At 37.0% G+C, this 17,097-nt stretch carries 14 protein-coding genes; 10 read left to right on the top strand and 4 right to left on the bottom strand.

Annotation, left to right across the window (positions count from 1 at the left end; translation table 11 throughout):
• Positions 1-34: 34 nt before the first annotated feature.
• The 7 genes from ACB104_RS07750 to ACB104_RS07780 all read left to right on the top strand — a co-directional run bounded on the left by ACB104_RS07750 (position 35) and on the right by ACB104_RS07780 (position 8,776).
• Positions 35-3,094 (top strand): leucine--tRNA ligase, encoded by a 3,060-nt coding sequence (locus ACB104_RS07750; protein WP_370477715.1) that lies wholly within the window; start codon positions 35-37, stop codon positions 3,092-3,094.
• A gap of 52 nt (positions 3,095-3,146) precedes the next feature.
• On the top strand, positions 3,147-3,350 hold the full coding sequence (locus ACB104_RS07755) for a SemiSWEET family sugar transporter (RefSeq protein ID WP_370478072.1): 204 nt from the start codon (positions 3,147-3,149) through the stop codon (positions 3,348-3,350).
• Positions 3,351-3,508: 158 nt separating this feature from the next.
• A complete protein-coding gene (gene ald, locus ACB104_RS07760; RefSeq protein WP_370477716.1) occupies positions 3,509-4,609 on the top strand; it encodes an alanine dehydrogenase in 1,101 nt (366 codons plus the stop codon).
• A 180-nt stretch (positions 4,610-4,789) separates the two neighbouring features.
• Positions 4,790-5,485 carry a zinc metallopeptidase gene (locus ACB104_RS07765; protein ID WP_370477717.1) on the top strand — a complete coding sequence of 232 codons (696 nt, stop codon included), beginning with the start codon at positions 4,790-4,792 and terminating at the stop codon, positions 5,483-5,485.
• A 93-nt stretch (positions 5,486-5,578) separates the two neighbouring features.
• Positions 5,579-6,835, top strand: coding sequence for an L-2-hydroxyglutarate dehydrogenase (gene lhgD, locus ACB104_RS07770; RefSeq protein WP_370477718.1), 1,257 nt, complete (start codon positions 5,579-5,581; stop codon positions 6,833-6,835).
• A gap of 10 nt (positions 6,836-6,845) precedes the next feature.
• Entirely contained in the window at positions 6,846-7,991 is a 1,146-nt protein-coding gene (locus ACB104_RS07775; RefSeq protein ID WP_370477719.1) for a methionine aminotransferase, read from the top strand.
• A 2-nt stretch (positions 7,992-7,993) separates the two neighbouring features.
• Complete coding sequence (locus ACB104_RS07780; protein WP_370477720.1) at positions 7,994-8,776, top strand: amidohydrolase; 783 nt, start codon at positions 7,994-7,996, stop codon at positions 8,774-8,776.
• An 81-nt stretch (positions 8,777-8,857) separates the two neighbouring features.
• Here ACB104_RS07780 and ACB104_RS07785 read toward each other — a convergent pair whose 3' ends face one another.
• Positions 8,858-10,459, bottom strand: coding sequence for an Ig-like domain-containing protein (locus tag ACB104_RS07785; protein WP_370477721.1), 1,602 nt, complete (start codon positions 10,457-10,459; stop codon positions 8,858-8,860).
• Between the two features lie 57 nt (positions 10,460-10,516).
• Entirely contained in the window at positions 10,517-11,194 is a 678-nt protein-coding gene (locus ACB104_RS07790; protein ID WP_370477722.1) for a ComF family protein, read from the bottom strand.
• A 103-nt stretch (positions 11,195-11,297) separates the two neighbouring features.
• Between ACB104_RS07790 and ACB104_RS07795 the strand changes: the two genes are divergently transcribed.
• Positions 11,298-12,842 (top strand): glycine--tRNA ligase, encoded by a 1,545-nt coding sequence (locus tag ACB104_RS07795; RefSeq protein WP_370477723.1) that lies wholly within the window; start codon positions 11,298-11,300, stop codon positions 12,840-12,842.
• A 77-nt stretch (positions 12,843-12,919) separates the two neighbouring features.
• Here ACB104_RS07795 and ACB104_RS07800 read toward each other — a convergent pair whose 3' ends face one another.
• Complete coding sequence (locus tag ACB104_RS07800) at positions 12,920-13,390, bottom strand: Lrp/AsnC ligand binding domain-containing protein (protein WP_370477724.1); 471 nt, start codon at positions 13,388-13,390, stop codon at positions 12,920-12,922.
• Positions 13,391-13,470: 80 nt separating this feature from the next.
• Positions 13,471-14,853 carry a saccharopine dehydrogenase family protein gene (locus ACB104_RS07805; RefSeq protein ID WP_370478073.1) on the bottom strand — a complete coding sequence of 461 codons (1,383 nt, stop codon included), beginning with the start codon at positions 14,851-14,853 and terminating at the stop codon, positions 13,471-13,473.
• Between the two features lie 90 nt (positions 14,854-14,943).
• On the opposite strand from ACB104_RS07805, the gene ACB104_RS07810 reads away from it, so the two are divergent.
• Together ACB104_RS07810 and pckA are read left to right on the top strand one after the other, a co-directional pair.
• On the top strand, positions 14,944-15,336 hold the full coding sequence (locus ACB104_RS07810) for a DUF423 domain-containing protein (protein ID WP_370477725.1): 393 nt from the start codon (positions 14,944-14,946) through the stop codon (positions 15,334-15,336).
• Between the two features lie 60 nt (positions 15,337-15,396).
• A complete protein-coding gene (pckA, locus tag ACB104_RS07815) occupies positions 15,397-17,013 on the top strand; it encodes a phosphoenolpyruvate carboxykinase (ATP) (protein ID WP_370477726.1) in 1,617 nt (538 codons plus the stop codon).
• Positions 17,014-17,097 lie beyond the last annotated feature (84 nt).

Genomic DNA, 17,097 nt, shown 5'->3' on the forward strand with positions numbered 1-17,097 from the left:
AATTTGCGCTTTCAAAAAAGCAGAAATACAACAGATGAAATACGATTTCAATCAAATCGAGGAAAAGTGGCAAGACTATTGGGCAAAAAACCAAACGTTTAAAGCAGAAAACAACTCTGAAAAACCAAAATATTACGTGTTGGATATGTTCCCTTATCCAAGTGGAGCAGGTTTACACGTTGGGCATCCCCTAGGTTATATCGCCTCTGATATTTATGCACGATACAAGCGCCATCAAGGGTTTAACGTTTTGCATCCACAAGGCTATGATTCTTTTGGTCTGCCTGCGGAACAATATGCGATTCAAACAGGGCAACACCCTGCAATAACCACAGCCGAAAATATTAAAACCTATCGTCGCCAGTTGGACCAAATTGGCTTTTCGTTCGATTGGAGTCGTGAAGTTCGTACTTCCGACCCAAAATATTACAAATGGACGCAGTGGATTTTCATTCAACTGTTTAACTCGTGGTATAACTACAAAAGCGAGAAAGCTGAGGATATTTCAGAGTTGATTAAAATTTTTGAAGTTGAAGGAAACGCCAATGTAAATGCTGCTTGCGATGATACTATTGAATTTTTCACAGCGCTAGATTGGAATATTTATGACGACGTAAAAAAGCAAGAAATATTACTACAATATAGATTAACCTATTTAGCTGAAACCGAAGTAAACTGGTGTCCTGCTCTAGGAACGGTTTTGGCAAATGACGAAATTGTAAATGGTGTTTCCGAGCGTGGTGGGCATCCTGTGGTGCGCAAAAAAATGACGCAATGGAGTATGCGTATTTCGGCGTATGCAGAACGTTTACTTAAAGGTCTGGAAACTATTGACTGGACAGATTCTTTAAAGGAAAGTCAACGTAACTGGATAGGCAAATCGGTTGGTGCTTCTGTAACTTTCCATGTAAAAAATCATGACAAGGTTATTGAAGTTTTCACGACCCGTCCAGATACCATTTTCGGAGTAAGTTTTATGACTTTGGCTCCAGAACATGAACTCGTCTTACAAATAACGACTCCAGAACAAAAAGCAGAGGTTGAAGCTTACATAGAAGCCACAGCTAAACGTAGCGAGCGCGATAGAATGGCCGATGTAAAAACCATTTCAGGAGCATTTACGGGTGCTTATGTAGAACATCCGTTTACCAAAGAACCTATTCCGATTTGGATTGGGGATTATGTTTTGGCAGGTTATGGCACTGGTGCGGTAATGAGTGTGCCTTGTGGTGACCAACGTGATTATGATTTTGCAAAGCATTTTGACATTGATATCTCCAATATTTTTGAAGGTGTTGACATTAGTGAAGAAGCCTTTGCCGATAAAGAAAAAACCATCATTGCCAACAGCGACTTTTTAAACGGTTTAAGCCATAAGGAAGCCACTAAAAAAGTCATACAAGAACTTGAAAAATTAGGTCAAGGACAAGGTAAAACCAATTACCGTTTGCGCGATGCGGTGTTTAGCCGTCAGCGTTATTGGGGTGAGCCATTTCCGGTGTATTATGTGGATGGCATGCCGCAAATGATTGATGCCAAATATTTACCAATTGAATTACCCGAAGTTGAAAAATATTTACCAACCGAAACCGGAGAACCACCATTGGGCAACGCCACAAAATGGGCTTGGTGTACCGAAACCAATACGGTGGTTGATAATGACAAAATAGACAACAAAACGGTATTCCCGTTGGAGTTGAATACCATGCCAGGGTGGGCAGGCAGTAGCCAGTATTTTAACCGCTATATGGACCCACATAACGACCAAGAAATATTCTCAAAAGAAGCTATTGATTATTGGCAACAGGTAGATTTATACATTGGCGGTAGCGAGCATGCCACAGGGCATTTGTTGTACTCGCGTTTTTGGCAAAAATTTATGTTTGATAAAGGTTATGTAAACCATGACGAATTTGCCAAAAAACTGATTAACCAAGGGATGATTTTGGGAACGAGTGCTTTTGTGTGTAAGATTACAGATTTTGCATTGACATATGGAGAAGATATTAAAATTAAGGATGATGCAATTGAAATCAGCTTAGAGGAATTAGAAATTAGGAATGATGTTGTTAAAAAATTAGAAAGTAGATTTTCCAATACCTTCATTTCTTTTGATTTTTTGGAAGAAACATTCAATGAGCAGTTTAAAAGGTTTCCATTATTCATAAGAGCAAAGGAAGTTGAACCTCTCAAGAATATTTTTTTAAAAGAAGGTTTTGATGAAAATATAACTTTAACAGTGAATCCTTATCATGTTGATATACAGTTTTTAAAAGTAGTTAAAGAAGGGGCAAACTTTAAATATACTGATGAATTGGTAGTTGATAAATTTAAAAACTGGCGCCAAGAATATGAGAAATCAGAATTAATTTCTGATATAAATGGTGTTTTTAAGGTATTTCGAGATGTCGAAAAAATGTCCAAGTCCAAATACAACGTCGTTAATCCAGACCAAATTTGTGAAGATTATGGTGCTGACAGTTTACGTTTGTACGAAATGTTTTTAGGGCCGTTAGAGCAATACAAACCTTGGAATACTGCTGGTATTACAGGCGTGCACAGTTTCCTTAAAAAACTTTGGAAACTTTATATTGGCGAAAATGGTTTGAATGTCACCGATACCGAACCAACAAAAGACAGTTTGAAAACCCTTCATAAAACCATAAAAAAAGTAAAGGAAGATATCGAGAATTTCTCTTTCAACACGTCGGTATCAACCTTTATGATTGCGGTAAATGAGTTGACGGCTCAAAAATGCACAAGTAAAGACATTTTAGAGCCCTTGTTGGTTTTAATTTCGCCGTATGCGCCACACATTGCCGAGGAATTGTGGAGCAAATTGGGACATAATGAGTCTATTTCAACAGCGCCTTTTCCAAAATTTGAGGAAAAATATTTGGTTGAAAGCAGTAAAAACTACCCGATTTCTTTCAACGGAAAAATGCGTTTCACATTAGAATTACCGTTAGACATGAGCAAAGAGGATATTGAAAAAACGGTTCTAGAAAATGAAAAAACCCAGGAGCAATTGCAAGGTAGAACACCTAAAAAAGTAATTGTAGTGCCCGGTAAAATTGTAAACATCGTTGGCTAATTACACCGAAATAACAGGATTCATTGCTGCTGTTTTAACTACAGCAGCTTTTTTGCCACAGGTTTATAAAACTTGGAAAACTAAAGACGTTTCTGCACTGTCACTACCCATGCTTTTAATGTTTTTTGTTGGTGTCTTCACTTGGCTCATATATGGGTTTCTCAAAAACAGTCCATCCATAATTTTTGCAAATAGCATTACCATTGTATCTGCTTTTTTGTTGATTTATTTCAAAATCGTCCATACAAAAAGATAAATTTTTAAAACCTATTATATCAATAGGTTTTATTTAATTGTTAGTAAAAAGTTAAATTTCATATAGAATTATTAACTAAAGCACCTAATCGTTGTTTATTTTCAATTTAATTGATTTAATTTTGCGCTTTGATTTTAAATAACCTAAAAATAAAGCAAATGAAAATTGGTGTTCCTATTGAAATAAAAAACAACGAGAACAGAGTGGGTATGACACCTTCTGGTGTTTTTGAACTTACCAAAAGAAACCATGAGGTTTATGTACAAAAAAATGCCGGGTTTAACAGTGGTTTTCATGACGAAGATTACATTGAAGCTGGAGCTAAAATCCTAGAAACCATTGAGCAGGTTTACGATACTGCAGAAATGATCGTAAAAGTTAAAGAGCCAATAGAAAAGGAGTATCATTTAATTAAACCAGACCAAGTGGTGTTTACTTATTTTCATTTTGCTTCAAGTGAGGTGTTAACAAACGCCATGATCAAAAGTAACGCCATATGCATTGCCTACGAAACTGTAGAAGATGAAGATGGAACGTTACCATTATTGGTTCCAATGTCTGAAGTTGCGGGACGTATGTCTATTCAGCAAGGTGCAAAATATTTGGAGAAACCAATTAAAGGTCGTGGTATTTTGTTGGGTGGTGTTCCGGGAGTTCCGCCAGCAAAGGTTTTAATTTTAGGTGCTGGTGTTGTTGGTTATCAAGCTGCAAAAATGGCTGCAGGATTAGGAGCTTTGGTTATTATAATGGACATCAATATGAAAGCCCTTCGTTATGTTAGCGATTCTATGCCTAATAACGTTATTAGTGAATTTTCAAGTGAGTATAACATAAGAAAGCATATCAAGGACTCCGATTTAATCATTGGTGGTGTTCTCATAAAAGGTGCAAAAGCACCTAAACTCATTACCCGAGATATGCTAAAAGATATGCGCCATGGTACTGTAATTGTAGATGTAGCTGTGGATCAAGGGGGCTGTTTTGAAACCACAAAGCCTACAACCCATGAGCATCCAACCTACATCATTGATGAAGTGGTACATTACAGCGTTGCCAACATGCCGGGGGCTGTTCCTTATACGTCAACAGTGGCATTAACAAACGTAACGTTGCCTTACGTTATAAGGTTGGCAAACGATGGCTGGAAAAAAGCTTGCAAAGACAGCAAATCTTTGTCTAAAGGTCTAAACATTGTAAATGGAAAAATTGTTTACAAAGAAATAGCCGAAGCCTTTGATATGGAGTTTGCCAATGCATAACAAGAAATAAACTGTTTTAAAAACGGGATGCCTTCAATAAGGTTTCCCGTTTTTTTTACCATGATTTCAGGATGTTAATTTTTAACACAATTTTAAATACTGACATAATATCATGCCAGATTAAATGGCGTTATTTTTGTTATATTTAGTTCAGATTAAATTTTTAAAAAAGAAAAACAAATGTTAGGATATTATATATTAATTGGAGCCATTGCTCTGGTAAGTTGGATGGTGAGCAATACGCTGAAGCGAAAGTTTGAAAAATATTCAAAAGTTCAGCTTCGTAATGGTATGAGCGGTAAAGAAATTGCCGAAAAAATGTTGTCAGATAATGGCATATACGATGTTGAGGTTATCTCAACACCTGGACAATTGACTGATCATTACAACCCAAAAAATAAAACGGTTAATTTAAGTGAAGCTGTTTATAACCAACGTAATGCGGCTTCAGCTGCTGTGGCGGCACACGAATGTGGTCATGCGGTTCAGCACGCAAAAGCGTATCAATGGTTGCAAATGCGCTCGGCCTTAGTGCCAGTTGTTAGTGTGACATCTGGAATGTCTCAATGGCTTATCATTGGTGGCTTAATTTTAGGTGGAGCTGCCGGTCTGGGATTAGGCTGGTGGGTTGCTGCTGCAGGCGTGGCATTCATGGGATTTGCTACTTTGTTTAGCTTTATCACACTTCCGGTGGAATATGACGCCAGCAATCGTGCATTGGCATGGCTAAAAAACAAAAATATGGTATCTCAAGAAGAATATGCCGGTTCCGAGGATGCCTTAAAATGGGCAGCGAGAACCTATTTGGTTGCAGCCATAGGTGCTTTGGCTAACTTGTTATATTGGGCGCTTCAAGTATTTGGTGGCAGGGATTAAATCTGAAAAACTTTTAATTAAAAGCCTTGAATCAATTCAAGGCTTTTTTGTTTCATTATGTTTAGCTTCAACGCTTCAAAATGAAAGAAAATAATGGTATCTTCCAAAAGTAAAAGGTCTCTTTTGGAAGCGCACGAATTATACGATATTACTATTGTTGGTGGAGGCATTGTAGGTGCTGCAACGGCTTATAAACTTCAGCTGAAATATCCGCATTTACAATTGTTGCTCATTGAAAAAGAACATGAATTGGCCGCACACCAAACGGGCAATAATTCTGGGGTTATTCACTCCGGATTATACTATAAACCAGGTTCTGCCAAAGCAAAAAACTGTATTGATGGCCGAAAGCAATTGGTAAAGTTTGCTAAGGAATACGGTATTAAACATGATGTTTGCGGAAAAGTGGTTGCGGCAGTTGAGGAATCGGAATTGCCGTTCATGGACAAAATTTTTCAAAATGGTTTGGCAAACAATACCGAGGGTATCGAAAAAATAAACGCCAATCAGTTAAAAGAAATCGAACCTTCTGTAAACAGCATTGGTGGCATTTGGGTGCCATGTACAGGTATTATTGATTTTAGGGGAACCACCGAGAAATTAGCGGAATTGGTTTTAGCCAAACAATCAAAAAGCAAAATTGTCTTAGGTGAAAAGGTTGTGGATTGTGTCCATGAAGCTGAAACAATTATCATAATAACATCTAAAAATAAATACAAAACCAAGCACGTCATTTTTTGTGGTGGGTTGCAAGCCGATAGGCTGGCGAAAAAGGATAATGTGAAACTTAAAGAAAAAGTGGTTGGATTTCGGGGTGATTATTACAATTTAACCGAGCAAGCTAAAGGGAAGGTTAAAAACTTAATATATCCCATTCCCAATCCTGCTTTTCCGTTTCTTGGTGTTCATTTCACGCGGATGGTAAATGGTGATATAGAATGTGGTCCGAATGCGGTTTTAACGCTTAAAAGGGAAGGCTATAAGAAAACAGATTTCAACATAAAAGACACGTTGGAGGCGCTATCCTATTCGGGAACATGGAACCTGTTATTTAACCATACCAAGTTTGCATTAAACGAATACCGCAGAGCATTTTCAAAAAAACTGTTTTTGAAAACCTTGCAGCGGTTGATTCCGTCGTTAACCATGGAAGATATTGAGCCCGGAAGAGCAGGAGTCCGCGCGATGCTTCTAAAAGAAGACGGCAAGATGCAAGACGATTTTAGAATTGAATATAAAGAAAGAAGCATCCATGTGTTAAACGCACCATCACCTGCAGCCACGGCATGTTTGGCTATTGGCGACAGAATTTGTGAGATGGCTACTGAACGTTTCGTTTTAGATTCATAACTTTACAAGTATGCAGCATTCGTCTAAACTTCCACATGTTGGAACAACCATATTTTCCATAATGAGCGCTTTGGCGGCAAAGTATAATGCCATTAATTTATCGCAAGGTTTTCCTAATTTTAAAAGTGACCAGAAACTCATTGATTTAGTGAGTAAAGCCATGAATTCGGGATACAACCATTATGCCCCAATGCGTGGAAATTTAGAACTTAGAGAAGCGATTGCTAAAAAAATCGAATTAGTTTATAATGAAAGTTACTACCCTGAAACCGAAATTGTAGTTACAGCTGGTGCAACCCAAGCTATTTTTACCATTATTTCAACATTTGTAAAATTGGGCGATGAGGTCATTGTTTTTAAACCAGCTTATGACAGTTACGAACCTAATGTTGAGTTAAATGGAGGTATTTCCATTCCGATTCAGCTGGATGCATCAAACAATTTTAAGGTAAATTGGGAAATTGTAAAAGCGAAGATTAATAAGCGCACCAAAATGATAATCATTAATTCGCCCCACAATCCATCAGGGACAATTTTTTCAAAGTCTGACATGTTGCAACTTGAAGAGCTCACCAAAAACACCAATATTACGGTACTTAGCGATGAGGTTTATGAACACATGATTTATGATGGTGAAAAGCACCAAAGTGCCAGTTTGTTTCCAGATTTAAAAGCCCGAAGTTTTGTGGTGTCATCCTTTTGCAAAACCTTTCATAACACTGGTTGGCGAGTGGGCTATTGTTGTGCGCCTAAGGAGTTGATCGATGAATTCTTAAAAGTGCACCAATTTAATGTGTTTTGTATTCATCACCCCACCCAAAAAGGTATTGCAGATTATATGCAAGAACCCAATCATTATTTGCATTTGCCTGAGCTATATCAAGAAAAAAGGGATTTGTTTTTAAGTTTGATAAAAGATTCAAGATTTAAGTTTACACCTTCAAAAGGGTCGTATTTCCAGGTTTTAGATTATTCTGAAATCACAGAAGAGTATGACGTGGATTATGCCAAGAGATTGACAATTGAAAATGGATTGGCATCAATCCCCATGTCGGTTTTCAATACAAATAATTTAGATAATAAGATACTGCGGTTTTGTTTTGCAAAAACGGAAGATACTTTAAAAAAGGCCGCAGATATTTTAAACAAGATTTAAATATGCATGACAATCTAAAAGTAGCGTTGATCCAATCCGATTTAGTTTGGGAAGACCCAGCTAAAAACAGGGACAACTTTTCAAAAAAGATTCAAAGTATTACAGAACCTGTTGATGTTGTTGTTCTGCCTGAAATGTTCACCACGGGTTTTACCATGAATGCCAACAAGGTTGCCGAATCTATGGAAGGCGAAACCGTTGCTTGGATGAAAGAATTAGCTTCCCAAACAAACGCTGCAATTGCGGGGAGCATTATCATTTTAGAGCAAGGTAAGTTTTATAATCGTTTTCTTTTTGTAGACCCTTCGGGTAAAGTGTCTGCTTATGATAAACGCCATACGTTTACTTTGGCTGGTGAAGAAAAAACCTTTGCTTCAGGAAAGGAAAAAGTGATTGTTGACTATAAAGGTTGGAAGATTTGCCCTATGGTTTGTTATGATTTGCGTTTTCCGGTATGGGCAAGAAATGTTGAAGATTATGATGTTTTAATCTATGTGGCCAATTGGCCAAAACCACGCATAAATGCTTGGGATACTTTATTGCAGGCAAGAGCCATAGAAAATATGTGCTATTGCATTGGTGTGAACAGGGTTGGTATCGATGGAATAAATATTGAATATTCAGGTCATTCAGGGGCTTATGATGTATTGGGGAATCCGATTGCCTATTTCAAGTCTTTTGAAGATGGCATTAAAATAGCAAAGCTTGAGCAAAGGCATATTGTAGCTTATAGGAATAAACTAAAATTCTTAAACGATAGGGATAGCTTCAAGATTACTCGATAATCGAGGTTTAAGAATCTGAAACTTTTTCGAAATCATTAATTTTTTCCCTTTTCAATTTTTGTTTGATTTCCTTTTGGGTGGCTATTTGAACTGAAGTGTTTCTTGAATACCCCAGTCTGCTCTTATTTCAACATCTTGAAAATAACTGGCCTTTTCAGGTTGTGTTTTTTTCAAGTAATTGCCCGTATCAAACTTTTTGTTACCGTTGGTGTCGTTTATCACTCTAATGGAATATGTTCCCGGACTTAAATTTAAAAAATCAATCGGGCCTTCTTCACTTGCATAGGTTTCGCTTTGAACTTTGCCACTTTTATCAGTTAATTGAATTATGAGTGGATATTTGGCATTAATTAATGTAAATCTCACATAACCAAAGTCTGAAGCTTTTTTGGTTCTCAAAGAAACGTTGATGGTGTCGTTAGTCTTGTCAAAAAAGCCTACAAAAGCTTCGGGAAGCATTTGCATTTTATAGGCATTGTCCTCTGTTTTGTCAAAACTTAGCGCATAGGTATTGGTGATGCTATCAAAAGCTGAGGTAAAATCTACAAATGTAGAGTCTTTATCCATGATTGATATTTTCGACCTGTCGAATTTCACAAATGGTGTACTCCCTATTATTTTAAGGTCTTCATCAATGCCAATATTGCTTGAAGGAAGTATTTTTATGGTGAGAGAGTCTCTTTTTTGTTCGCTAATTTTAACGGTAAAATCTTTTTCAAAGTTGGGGTGGGACACATTAAAATTAAGTGAATCTACCTGTAACCTCGGCTTGTACCAATACATTAACGAATCGGTTTCTTCATCTTTGGTAATGCGGTATGTAAAACCTTCTGGTGTTTCAGAAAGGATTTTTATTTTCATATCTTCATAACTGCCTTCATAGCCAAAAGCAATTTTTTCACCTGTTATCAATTTTGGCCTTGTAGCTTTAAAGTCCAAATTTTCTTTGAATAATTTCAGGGTGTAACTGCTATCTGAAGGCACTTGTATAAACCCTTCATGAAATGCAATTTGGTCAACTTTTTGCTGAAATTTATTGTCGCCATTGTTGTCTTTTAGGGCAATGAGTTTATAGGTTCCTGCCTTGATGTTTTCAATGGAATAGGTGGTTAAACTGTCAAGCGTATTGGTTATATATTTAGGCTTTTCTTTGTAAATTATAGAATCTGTATATGTTGAATCTACTTCATAAAGGGCAACATTTACAAAGGTTTCAGGTTGTTTTAAAAGGGCGTCAACAATGTTTCCTTTTACGGTTAATGAATCAATATAATCTCCAGTGGAAAATACATAGCGATAAAATGGATAAGGGTTACCTTCGTTATTATCTGTTATACTGTTTCCAAAATTAAACGCATAGGTGGTGTTCAGTTGTAGGGTGTCGAAAATTTTTATGGTGATGTATTTGCTTGCGTTTCCCAACGGTGTAATGTTTGGTTGGGTGTTCATGGGCGGTGAAATGATCAATTGCTTTTGAAGATCTTTGATTTTAATGTATTCGTCAAAATGAATTTCAATTTCGTCACCTTTAAAATTAACGGAATAGTTTTCGGGAATAGACTTTATAACCTTAGGCGGGGTTTCGTCTTTTGGACCTCCTTCTGGCCGGCCTCGATTGGCGCAATTAACAAGAATAAGGCCTATAAAACTGGCCAAAATAAAATTTGAAAGGGTCTTGTTCATCAACAATTTTAAATTTTTACAAACCTACATATTTTTAGAGATATAACGGGCAAGTGTTTAAGCTATTGCCATGGTAGCAATGCTAATTTTTATATTTTCAGCTTGGTTAAGAACGCTTATGCAGGCTTCTAAAGTTGCACCGGTAGTGATTAAATCGTCCACCAATAAAATGTGTTTGTTTTTTATGCTTTGGGTATTGTTTATGGTAAACAACTCGTTGCTCTTGTTCCAACGGGCAAAGCGGTTTTTTATGGTTTGCGATTTAGTGTTGGTTACTTTTATCAAAACATCATCTATGTATTCTGCATTTAAAGCGGTAGCAATTCGCTGCCCGAACTTAGCTACTTGGTTGTAACCACGTTTCTTCAGTTTTTTTTTGTGCAATGGAACGGGAATAACCATATCAATGTTTTGATAATCCTCAACCGTTTTTAATTCGCCACCAAGCCAATCGCCGAGAAAAGAGCCTATTTTTTCATATCCTCGATACTTTAAATTATGGATAAGTTGCTGCACTTTCCCTTTTTTTTCAAACCTAAAAAGTGCTGTACCGTGCTCAATTTTTGCACGACCGTATAACACTTTTTCAACGGCATCGCTGCTATCAAAATGAAAGTTGGTAACAGGCAAATCATGTCGACAATCTATACAGATGGCATACTCGTTATCGTTTAACAGATTTTGACAAGCATAACAGACTTTCGGAAAAAATAAATTGATGACTGACCTAAACATTTCACTTTAAACTCTTGCAGGTAAACTTAAATAAAAAATAGATGCTGCACTTATTTTTTAGTAAACAAGATGTTAGTTTAAAGCGGTTTTTTATTTTTGCAGCATGGCAAATCAAGACGATCAATTTAAAAAAGTAATCTCTCACGCAAAGGAGTATGGTTACGTGTTCCAAAGTAGCGAAATATACGATGGATTAAGTGCGGTTTACGACTATGCACAAAATGGGGCTGAATTAAAGAAAAACATACGCGACTATTGGTGGAAGGCCATGGTGCAGATGAATGAAAATATCGTGGGGATTGATGCCGCAATTTTCATGCACCCCACAACATGGAAGGCTTCGGGGCATGTAGATGCCTTTAATGATCCTTTGATTGATAACAAAGATTCCAAAAAACGTTATCGTGCCGATGTTTTAATTGAAGAATATTGTGCGAAGATTGAAGCGAAGATTGACAAGGAAGTGACTAAGGCTGAAAAGCGTTTTGGTGATGCTTTTGATAAAGACCAATTTTTGGCTACAAACCAACGCGTTTTAGAATATCAGGAAAAAATAAACAGTACGCTTTCGCGCATGGCAAAATCATTGGAAAATGAAGATTTGGCTGATGTAAAAGCATTGATTGAGGAATTGGAAATTGCCGATCCATTAACTGGAAGCAAAAACTGGACAGATGTAAAGCAATTCAATTTAATGTTCGGAACCAAATTGGGCGCTTCCGCTGAAAATGCCATGGATTTGTATTTAAGACCTGAAACGGCACAGGGCATTTTTGTTAACTTTTTGAATGTTCAAAAAACGAGTCGATTGAAAATTCCTTTTGGGATAGCCCAAACTGGCAAAGCCTTTAGAAATGAAATTGTTGCTAGACAATTCATTTTCAGAATGCGCGAGTTTGAGCAAATGGAAATGCAGTTTTTCATCAAACCAGGTACACAACAAGAATGGTATGAGTACTGGAAAGAAACCCGACTAAGGTGGCATTTGAGTTTAGGCATGGGTGAAGATAATTACCGCTTTCACGACCATGAAAAATTAGCACACTATGCGGATGCTGCAGCCGATATAGAGTTTAAATTCCCTTTTGGATTCAAAGAGCTTGAGGGCATCCATTCAAGAACCGATTTTGATTTAAGCCAGCATGAAAAATACTCAGGAAAGAAGTTGCAATATTTTGATCCTGAAGAAAATAAAAGCTATGTGCCTTATGTGCTTGAAACGTCAATTGGCTTGGACAGGATGTTTTTGGCTGTGTTTTCAAATTCATTGCAAGAGGAAGAATTGGAAAATGGCACAACCAGAACCGTGTTGAAGTTGCCAAGTGTTTTGTCACCAGTAAAAGCTGCGGTTTTGCCGTTGGTTAAAAAAGATGGCCTGCCCGAAGTGGCAAGGCAAATAGTTGAAGATCTAAAATGGGATTTCAACGTTGATTATGATGAAAAGGATGCCGTGGGAAGACGTTATAGAAGGCAAGATGCCAACGGAACGCCATTTTGTATTACCGTAGATCATGATACTTTAGAGGATAATATGGTTACAATCCGTCATAGGGATTCCATGGAGCAAGAACGTGTTAAAATTGAAGATTTACGCAACATTATTAAGCAAGATGTAGACGTGCGTAACTGGTTGATGAAGATGAAATAATCTTTATCATGAAGAACTTGTTTCAGCATCTCATAAAATAAAACAAACCCGAGTAGAAATATTCGGGTTTTTTGTTTTTAAATATGTATTTGTCGGTCAATTTGTTGGTCCAATGAAATGAGTGATTCAGTTCTTTGAACACCAGGGATAGTTTGAATGTTTTTGTACAGCAAATGCATTAAATGTGCATTGTTCAAACTGATAAGTTTTATAAAAAGGCTATAATTTCCGGTGGTGTAGTGGCATTCGAGAACTTCAGGGATACGTTTTAAACTTCTAACCACGTCATCTGTATTAGCCGCTTTGTCTAGATAAATCCCAACAAAAGCCAAGGTTGAATACCCCAATACTTCAGGATTGATAATAAATTTTGAGCCTGCAATTAGTTTAGATTTTTCCAGTTTACGCAAACGTTGGTGAATGGCCGCCCCTGAGATGCCAACATTTCTAGCAATTTCCAAAATGGGTGTGCGGGCATCATCGGTTAAAGCCCGGAGTATTTTTTTGTCAATACCGTCAATAGTAAAGGTTTTGGTTTTTTTTGCCATATAGCTTGTTGAAAATTAAAACATAAATGTACAGATTTACTTTTAATTTGTAAGGCAAAAGATTTGCAAGTATCCGTCAACTAACTGTTCAAAGGATTGTAGCCTAAATAGGGGACTTCTTTTTCGTTAAATGAAATGCCATGTTCTTTAAGTTCTTGTAAAATGGGTTGGTAAACCTCTTTGTTAATGGGCATTTGAACCCCTGGAGTTTTTATTTTACCATTTAAAATAGCGATGGTTGCCATAGCAACAGGCAAACCAACAGTCTTGGCCATGGCGGTATAGGTTTGGTCTTCACCAAGTACAACCATATTAGCGTCAATTTGGTGTTTTTTGCCATCTAATTCGTAGCCAAATTTATGGTACATCACAATCATATCTTTATCTTTAGGCGAAAGCGTCCAACTGTCCATAAGTATTTTTTGAAGAATTTGCGCAGGGGTGGCGTTTTTAAGGTTCACGGCCTTGTTTGGATTAAAAATATCAAGTTCCATTAGCTTGTCCCAAACAATGTCGTCTTGATCTATTCTCAGTTGATGCCTTAATTTTAACTCAACCGAATCGGATGGACTATAGGGCAAAAAAGAATTAATGAAATCTCGATAGCTCATAGTATCGCTATGTTCCATGATATAGCTGTCATCGGTCATTCCAAGGGCTACAAAAATATTCCATGCCCTGCTAAATCCCACTCGGCGCATCGTACCTCGATAAAGAGTCTTGATGTTATCAAGTCCATAAGCGCTTTGGTACTTTAATGAATCTCTATTAGCATAGACTTCAAAACGGCCAAAACCGTCAATATCCAAAAACTCGGTACGCCTGAACAGTCGATTATATGGAATGTATTTATACGTGCCTTCCTGTAAAAATTTGGCAACGCCACCTTGCCCCGCGGTGACCACATTCCTAGGATTCCACGTAAATTTATAATTCCATAAATTGTTGTCACTTTCAGGTGCCACTAAACCTCCGGTAAAGGATTCGAACAAAATAATTTTTCCGCCATTATGTCGAATGCGATCAAGAACTTGCACAGCACTCATATGGTCAATGCCTGGATCTACGCCTATTTCATTCATTAAAATAAGCCCTTTGCTTTTAGCTTCCTCGTCAAAGGCTTGTATTTCGGGACTAATATATGAGGCAGTGACCATATTTTTTTCAAAACGAATGCAATCTTTGGCTACTTCAATATGAAAGCGAGCGGGTAACATGGATATAACGATATCGGCATTTTTAATGGCCTCGGTCCTGGAAGGTGCATCAAAAACATCCAAAACCATTGTTTTAAAATTTTTGTGATTGCCGACAAGTTTTTTGGCATTTTCTATTTCTAGGTCTGCAATCGTTATGAAAAGTTGTTCTTCTTCCGATTTATCCATTAAATACTTTAATAGATATGAAGAAGATTTTCCAGAACCAATAACCAAAACGTTGCGCATGTATATTTTTGAATTTATTTTATTTTATCTAGCTAAGTGCTAAAATAATATTTATTTTTGCGAAATTAATAATCAATATATGTTTTTATTGAGAATAATTTATTTGTAATGAATAGAAATATCTTGTTGGCGGCGGCAATTTTAGGTGCTACAGGCGTTATGTTTGGTGCCTTTGGTACACATGCCTTAAAGGAATTAATTTCGATAGAAGCCCAGCAGTCTTTTGAAACTGGGGTGCGTTATCAAATGTACCATGCATTCTTTCTTTTATTTGTTGGAATTGTTCCGAATATACAAGCAAAACATAAAAAAACCCTATTATACTTGGTTTTATTGGGTGTAGCTTTGTTTTCAGGGTCTATTTATTTTTTGTCAACTAACAGCTTAACAAACTTCGATTTTAGAGCAATAGGTTTTATAACGCCCATTGGTGGGTTGTGTATTATAGCAGCATGGTGCCTTTTGTTTCTGAAATTGCTGAAGCTTAAGTCCAAAGATTAAATAGAATCTGAACAAACAAAATCAATAGAATTTAATGAGTAACCATTTTTAAATTAAAACATGGCAAATAAAAAACAAGTCACGAAAACGATTTCGTTAGAAAATTACGGTATTAAAAATGCAAGGGTAAGGTATCAATTATCGCCAGACGAGCTTCATAAAATCACCATTGAGAAAGGGCAGGGCGTTGAAGCCTCATCAGGTGCTTTGGCCGTAAATACGGGTGAGTTCACCGGGCGGTCGCCACAAGATAGATTTATAGTTAAAGATGATATTACAAAAGATAAGATTTGGTGGGGAAACATCAACATCCCTTTTGATCCGAACACCTTTGATGCACTCTACGATAAGGTGGTAAAGTATTTATCGAACAAAGAAGTTTTTGTACGGGATTGTTATGCTTGTGCTGATGAAAATTATAAACTGAACATTCGGGTAATTAATGAATATCCATGGAGTAATTTGTTTGCTTATAACATGTTTTTACGCCCTGTTGAAGAGGACATCAAGCGGTTTGATCCTGAATGGGTTGTTGTAAATGCACCGGGTTTTATGGCAAATGCTGATGAAGATGGAACGCGACAACACAACTTTGCCATTTTAAATTTCACAAAAAAAATCGCATTGATTGGTGGTACAGGTTATACAGGTGAAATTAAAAAAGGAATCTTTTCGGCATTGAATTTTATTTTGCCTGTTGAGAAAAATACGCTGCCGATGCATTGTAGTGCCAATGTTGGTAAAAAAGGGGACACGGCCATATTCTTCGGGCTTTCAGGAACAGGAAAAACAACACTTTCAACAGATCCCAATAGAAGTTTAATTGGGGATGATGAGCATGGCTGGACTTCAGAGAACACCGTATTCAATTTTGAAGGAGGCTGCTATGCTAAGGTTATTAATCTGTCACGAGAAAACGAACCTGAAATTTATGATGCCATAAAAAAGGGAGCGATTCTTGAAAATGTGGTTTTAGATAAAAATGGCAATGTGGATTTTGCAGATACATCCATTACACAAAATACAAGAGTAAGTTACCCAATTCACCATATTGAAAATATCAGGATTCCATCCATAGGGAAAAACCCAAAAAACATTTTTTTCCTAACTGCTGATGCCTTTGGGGTAATTCCCCCAATTTCAAAATTAACGCCAAGTCAGGCAGCATATCATTTTATATCTGGTTATACAGCAAAAGTTGCGGGCACTGAGGCTGGTGTTGTTGAGCCTGTTCCATCATTTTCGGCTTGTTTCGGTGCGCCTTTTATGCCCTTACATCCATCTAAATATGCCGAGATGCTGAGCAAAAAAATGATTGAGGCAAAGGTGAATGTTTGGTTGGTGAATACGGGATGGACTGGAGGTCCTTACGGTGTTGGCACCAGAATGAAATTAAAATATACCCGAGCCATGATAAATGCCGTTTTGAATGGTGATTTAGGGTTGTATAATTATGATGATTATCATATTCATTCGGTATTTGGTGTAGCGCAACCAAGAAGTTGCCCTGGGGTGCCAACAAGTGTTTTAAGTCCAAGAGCTACATGGAATGATGATGAAGCCTACTACACTACTGCATTTAAGTTAACCAATGCGTTTAGACATAATTTTAAAAAGTTTGAGGCCCATTGTAGTGAAGAAATTAGACGCGGGGGTCCACAACGCTATGCATTTTAAATCAGTATTAAGCGCTCATTTCCAATTAATTATTATATATTGAACAGAATATCTTCCAAATGATAAAATCGGGTTTTTTTATTT

Origin of the sequence: Tamlana flava (assembly GCF_041287255.1) — a bacterium.
Taxonomy (GTDB): domain Bacteria; phylum Bacteroidota; class Bacteroidia; order Flavobacteriales; family Flavobacteriaceae; genus Tamlana; species Tamlana flava.

What these genes read in the sequence shown, in the direction of transcription:
- ACB104_RS07750 (WP_370477715.1), top strand. Translation starts at nt 35, where the DNA reads ATGAAATACGATTTCAATCAAATCGAGGAAAAGTGGCAAGACTATTGG.
- ald (WP_370477716.1), top strand. Translation starts at nt 3,509, where the DNA reads ATGAAAATTGGTGTTCCTATTGAAATAAAAAACAACGAGAACAGAGTG.
- ACB104_RS07765 (WP_370477717.1), top strand. Translation starts at nt 4,790, where the DNA reads ATGTTAGGATATTATATATTAATTGGAGCCATTGCTCTGGTAAGTTGG.
- lhgD (WP_370477718.1), top strand. Translation starts at nt 5,579, where the DNA reads ATGGTATCTTCCAAAAGTAAAAGGTCTCTTTTGGAAGCGCACGAATTA.
- ACB104_RS07775 (WP_370477719.1), top strand. Translation starts at nt 6,846, where the DNA reads ATGCAGCATTCGTCTAAACTTCCACATGTTGGAACAACCATATTTTCC.
- ACB104_RS07780 (WP_370477720.1), top strand. Translation starts at nt 7,994, where the DNA reads ATGCATGACAATCTAAAAGTAGCGTTGATCCAATCCGATTTAGTTTGG.
- ACB104_RS07785 (WP_370477721.1), bottom strand. Translation starts at nt 10,459, where the DNA reads ATGAACAAGACCCTTTCAAATTTTATTTTGGCCAGTTTTATAGGCCTT.
- ACB104_RS07790 (WP_370477722.1), bottom strand. Translation starts at nt 11,194, where the DNA reads ATGTTTAGGTCAGTCATCAATTTATTTTTTCCGAAAGTCTGTTATGCT.
- ACB104_RS07795 (WP_370477723.1), top strand. Translation starts at nt 11,298, where the DNA reads ATGGCAAATCAAGACGATCAATTTAAAAAAGTAATCTCTCACGCAAAG.
- ACB104_RS07800 (WP_370477724.1), bottom strand. Translation starts at nt 13,390, where the DNA reads ATGGCAAAAAAAACCAAAACCTTTACTATTGACGGTATTGACAAAAAA.
- ACB104_RS07810 (WP_370477725.1), top strand. Translation starts at nt 14,944, where the DNA reads ATGAATAGAAATATCTTGTTGGCGGCGGCAATTTTAGGTGCTACAGGC.
- pckA (WP_370477726.1), top strand. Translation starts at nt 15,397, where the DNA reads ATGGCAAATAAAAAACAAGTCACGAAAACGATTTCGTTAGAAAATTAC.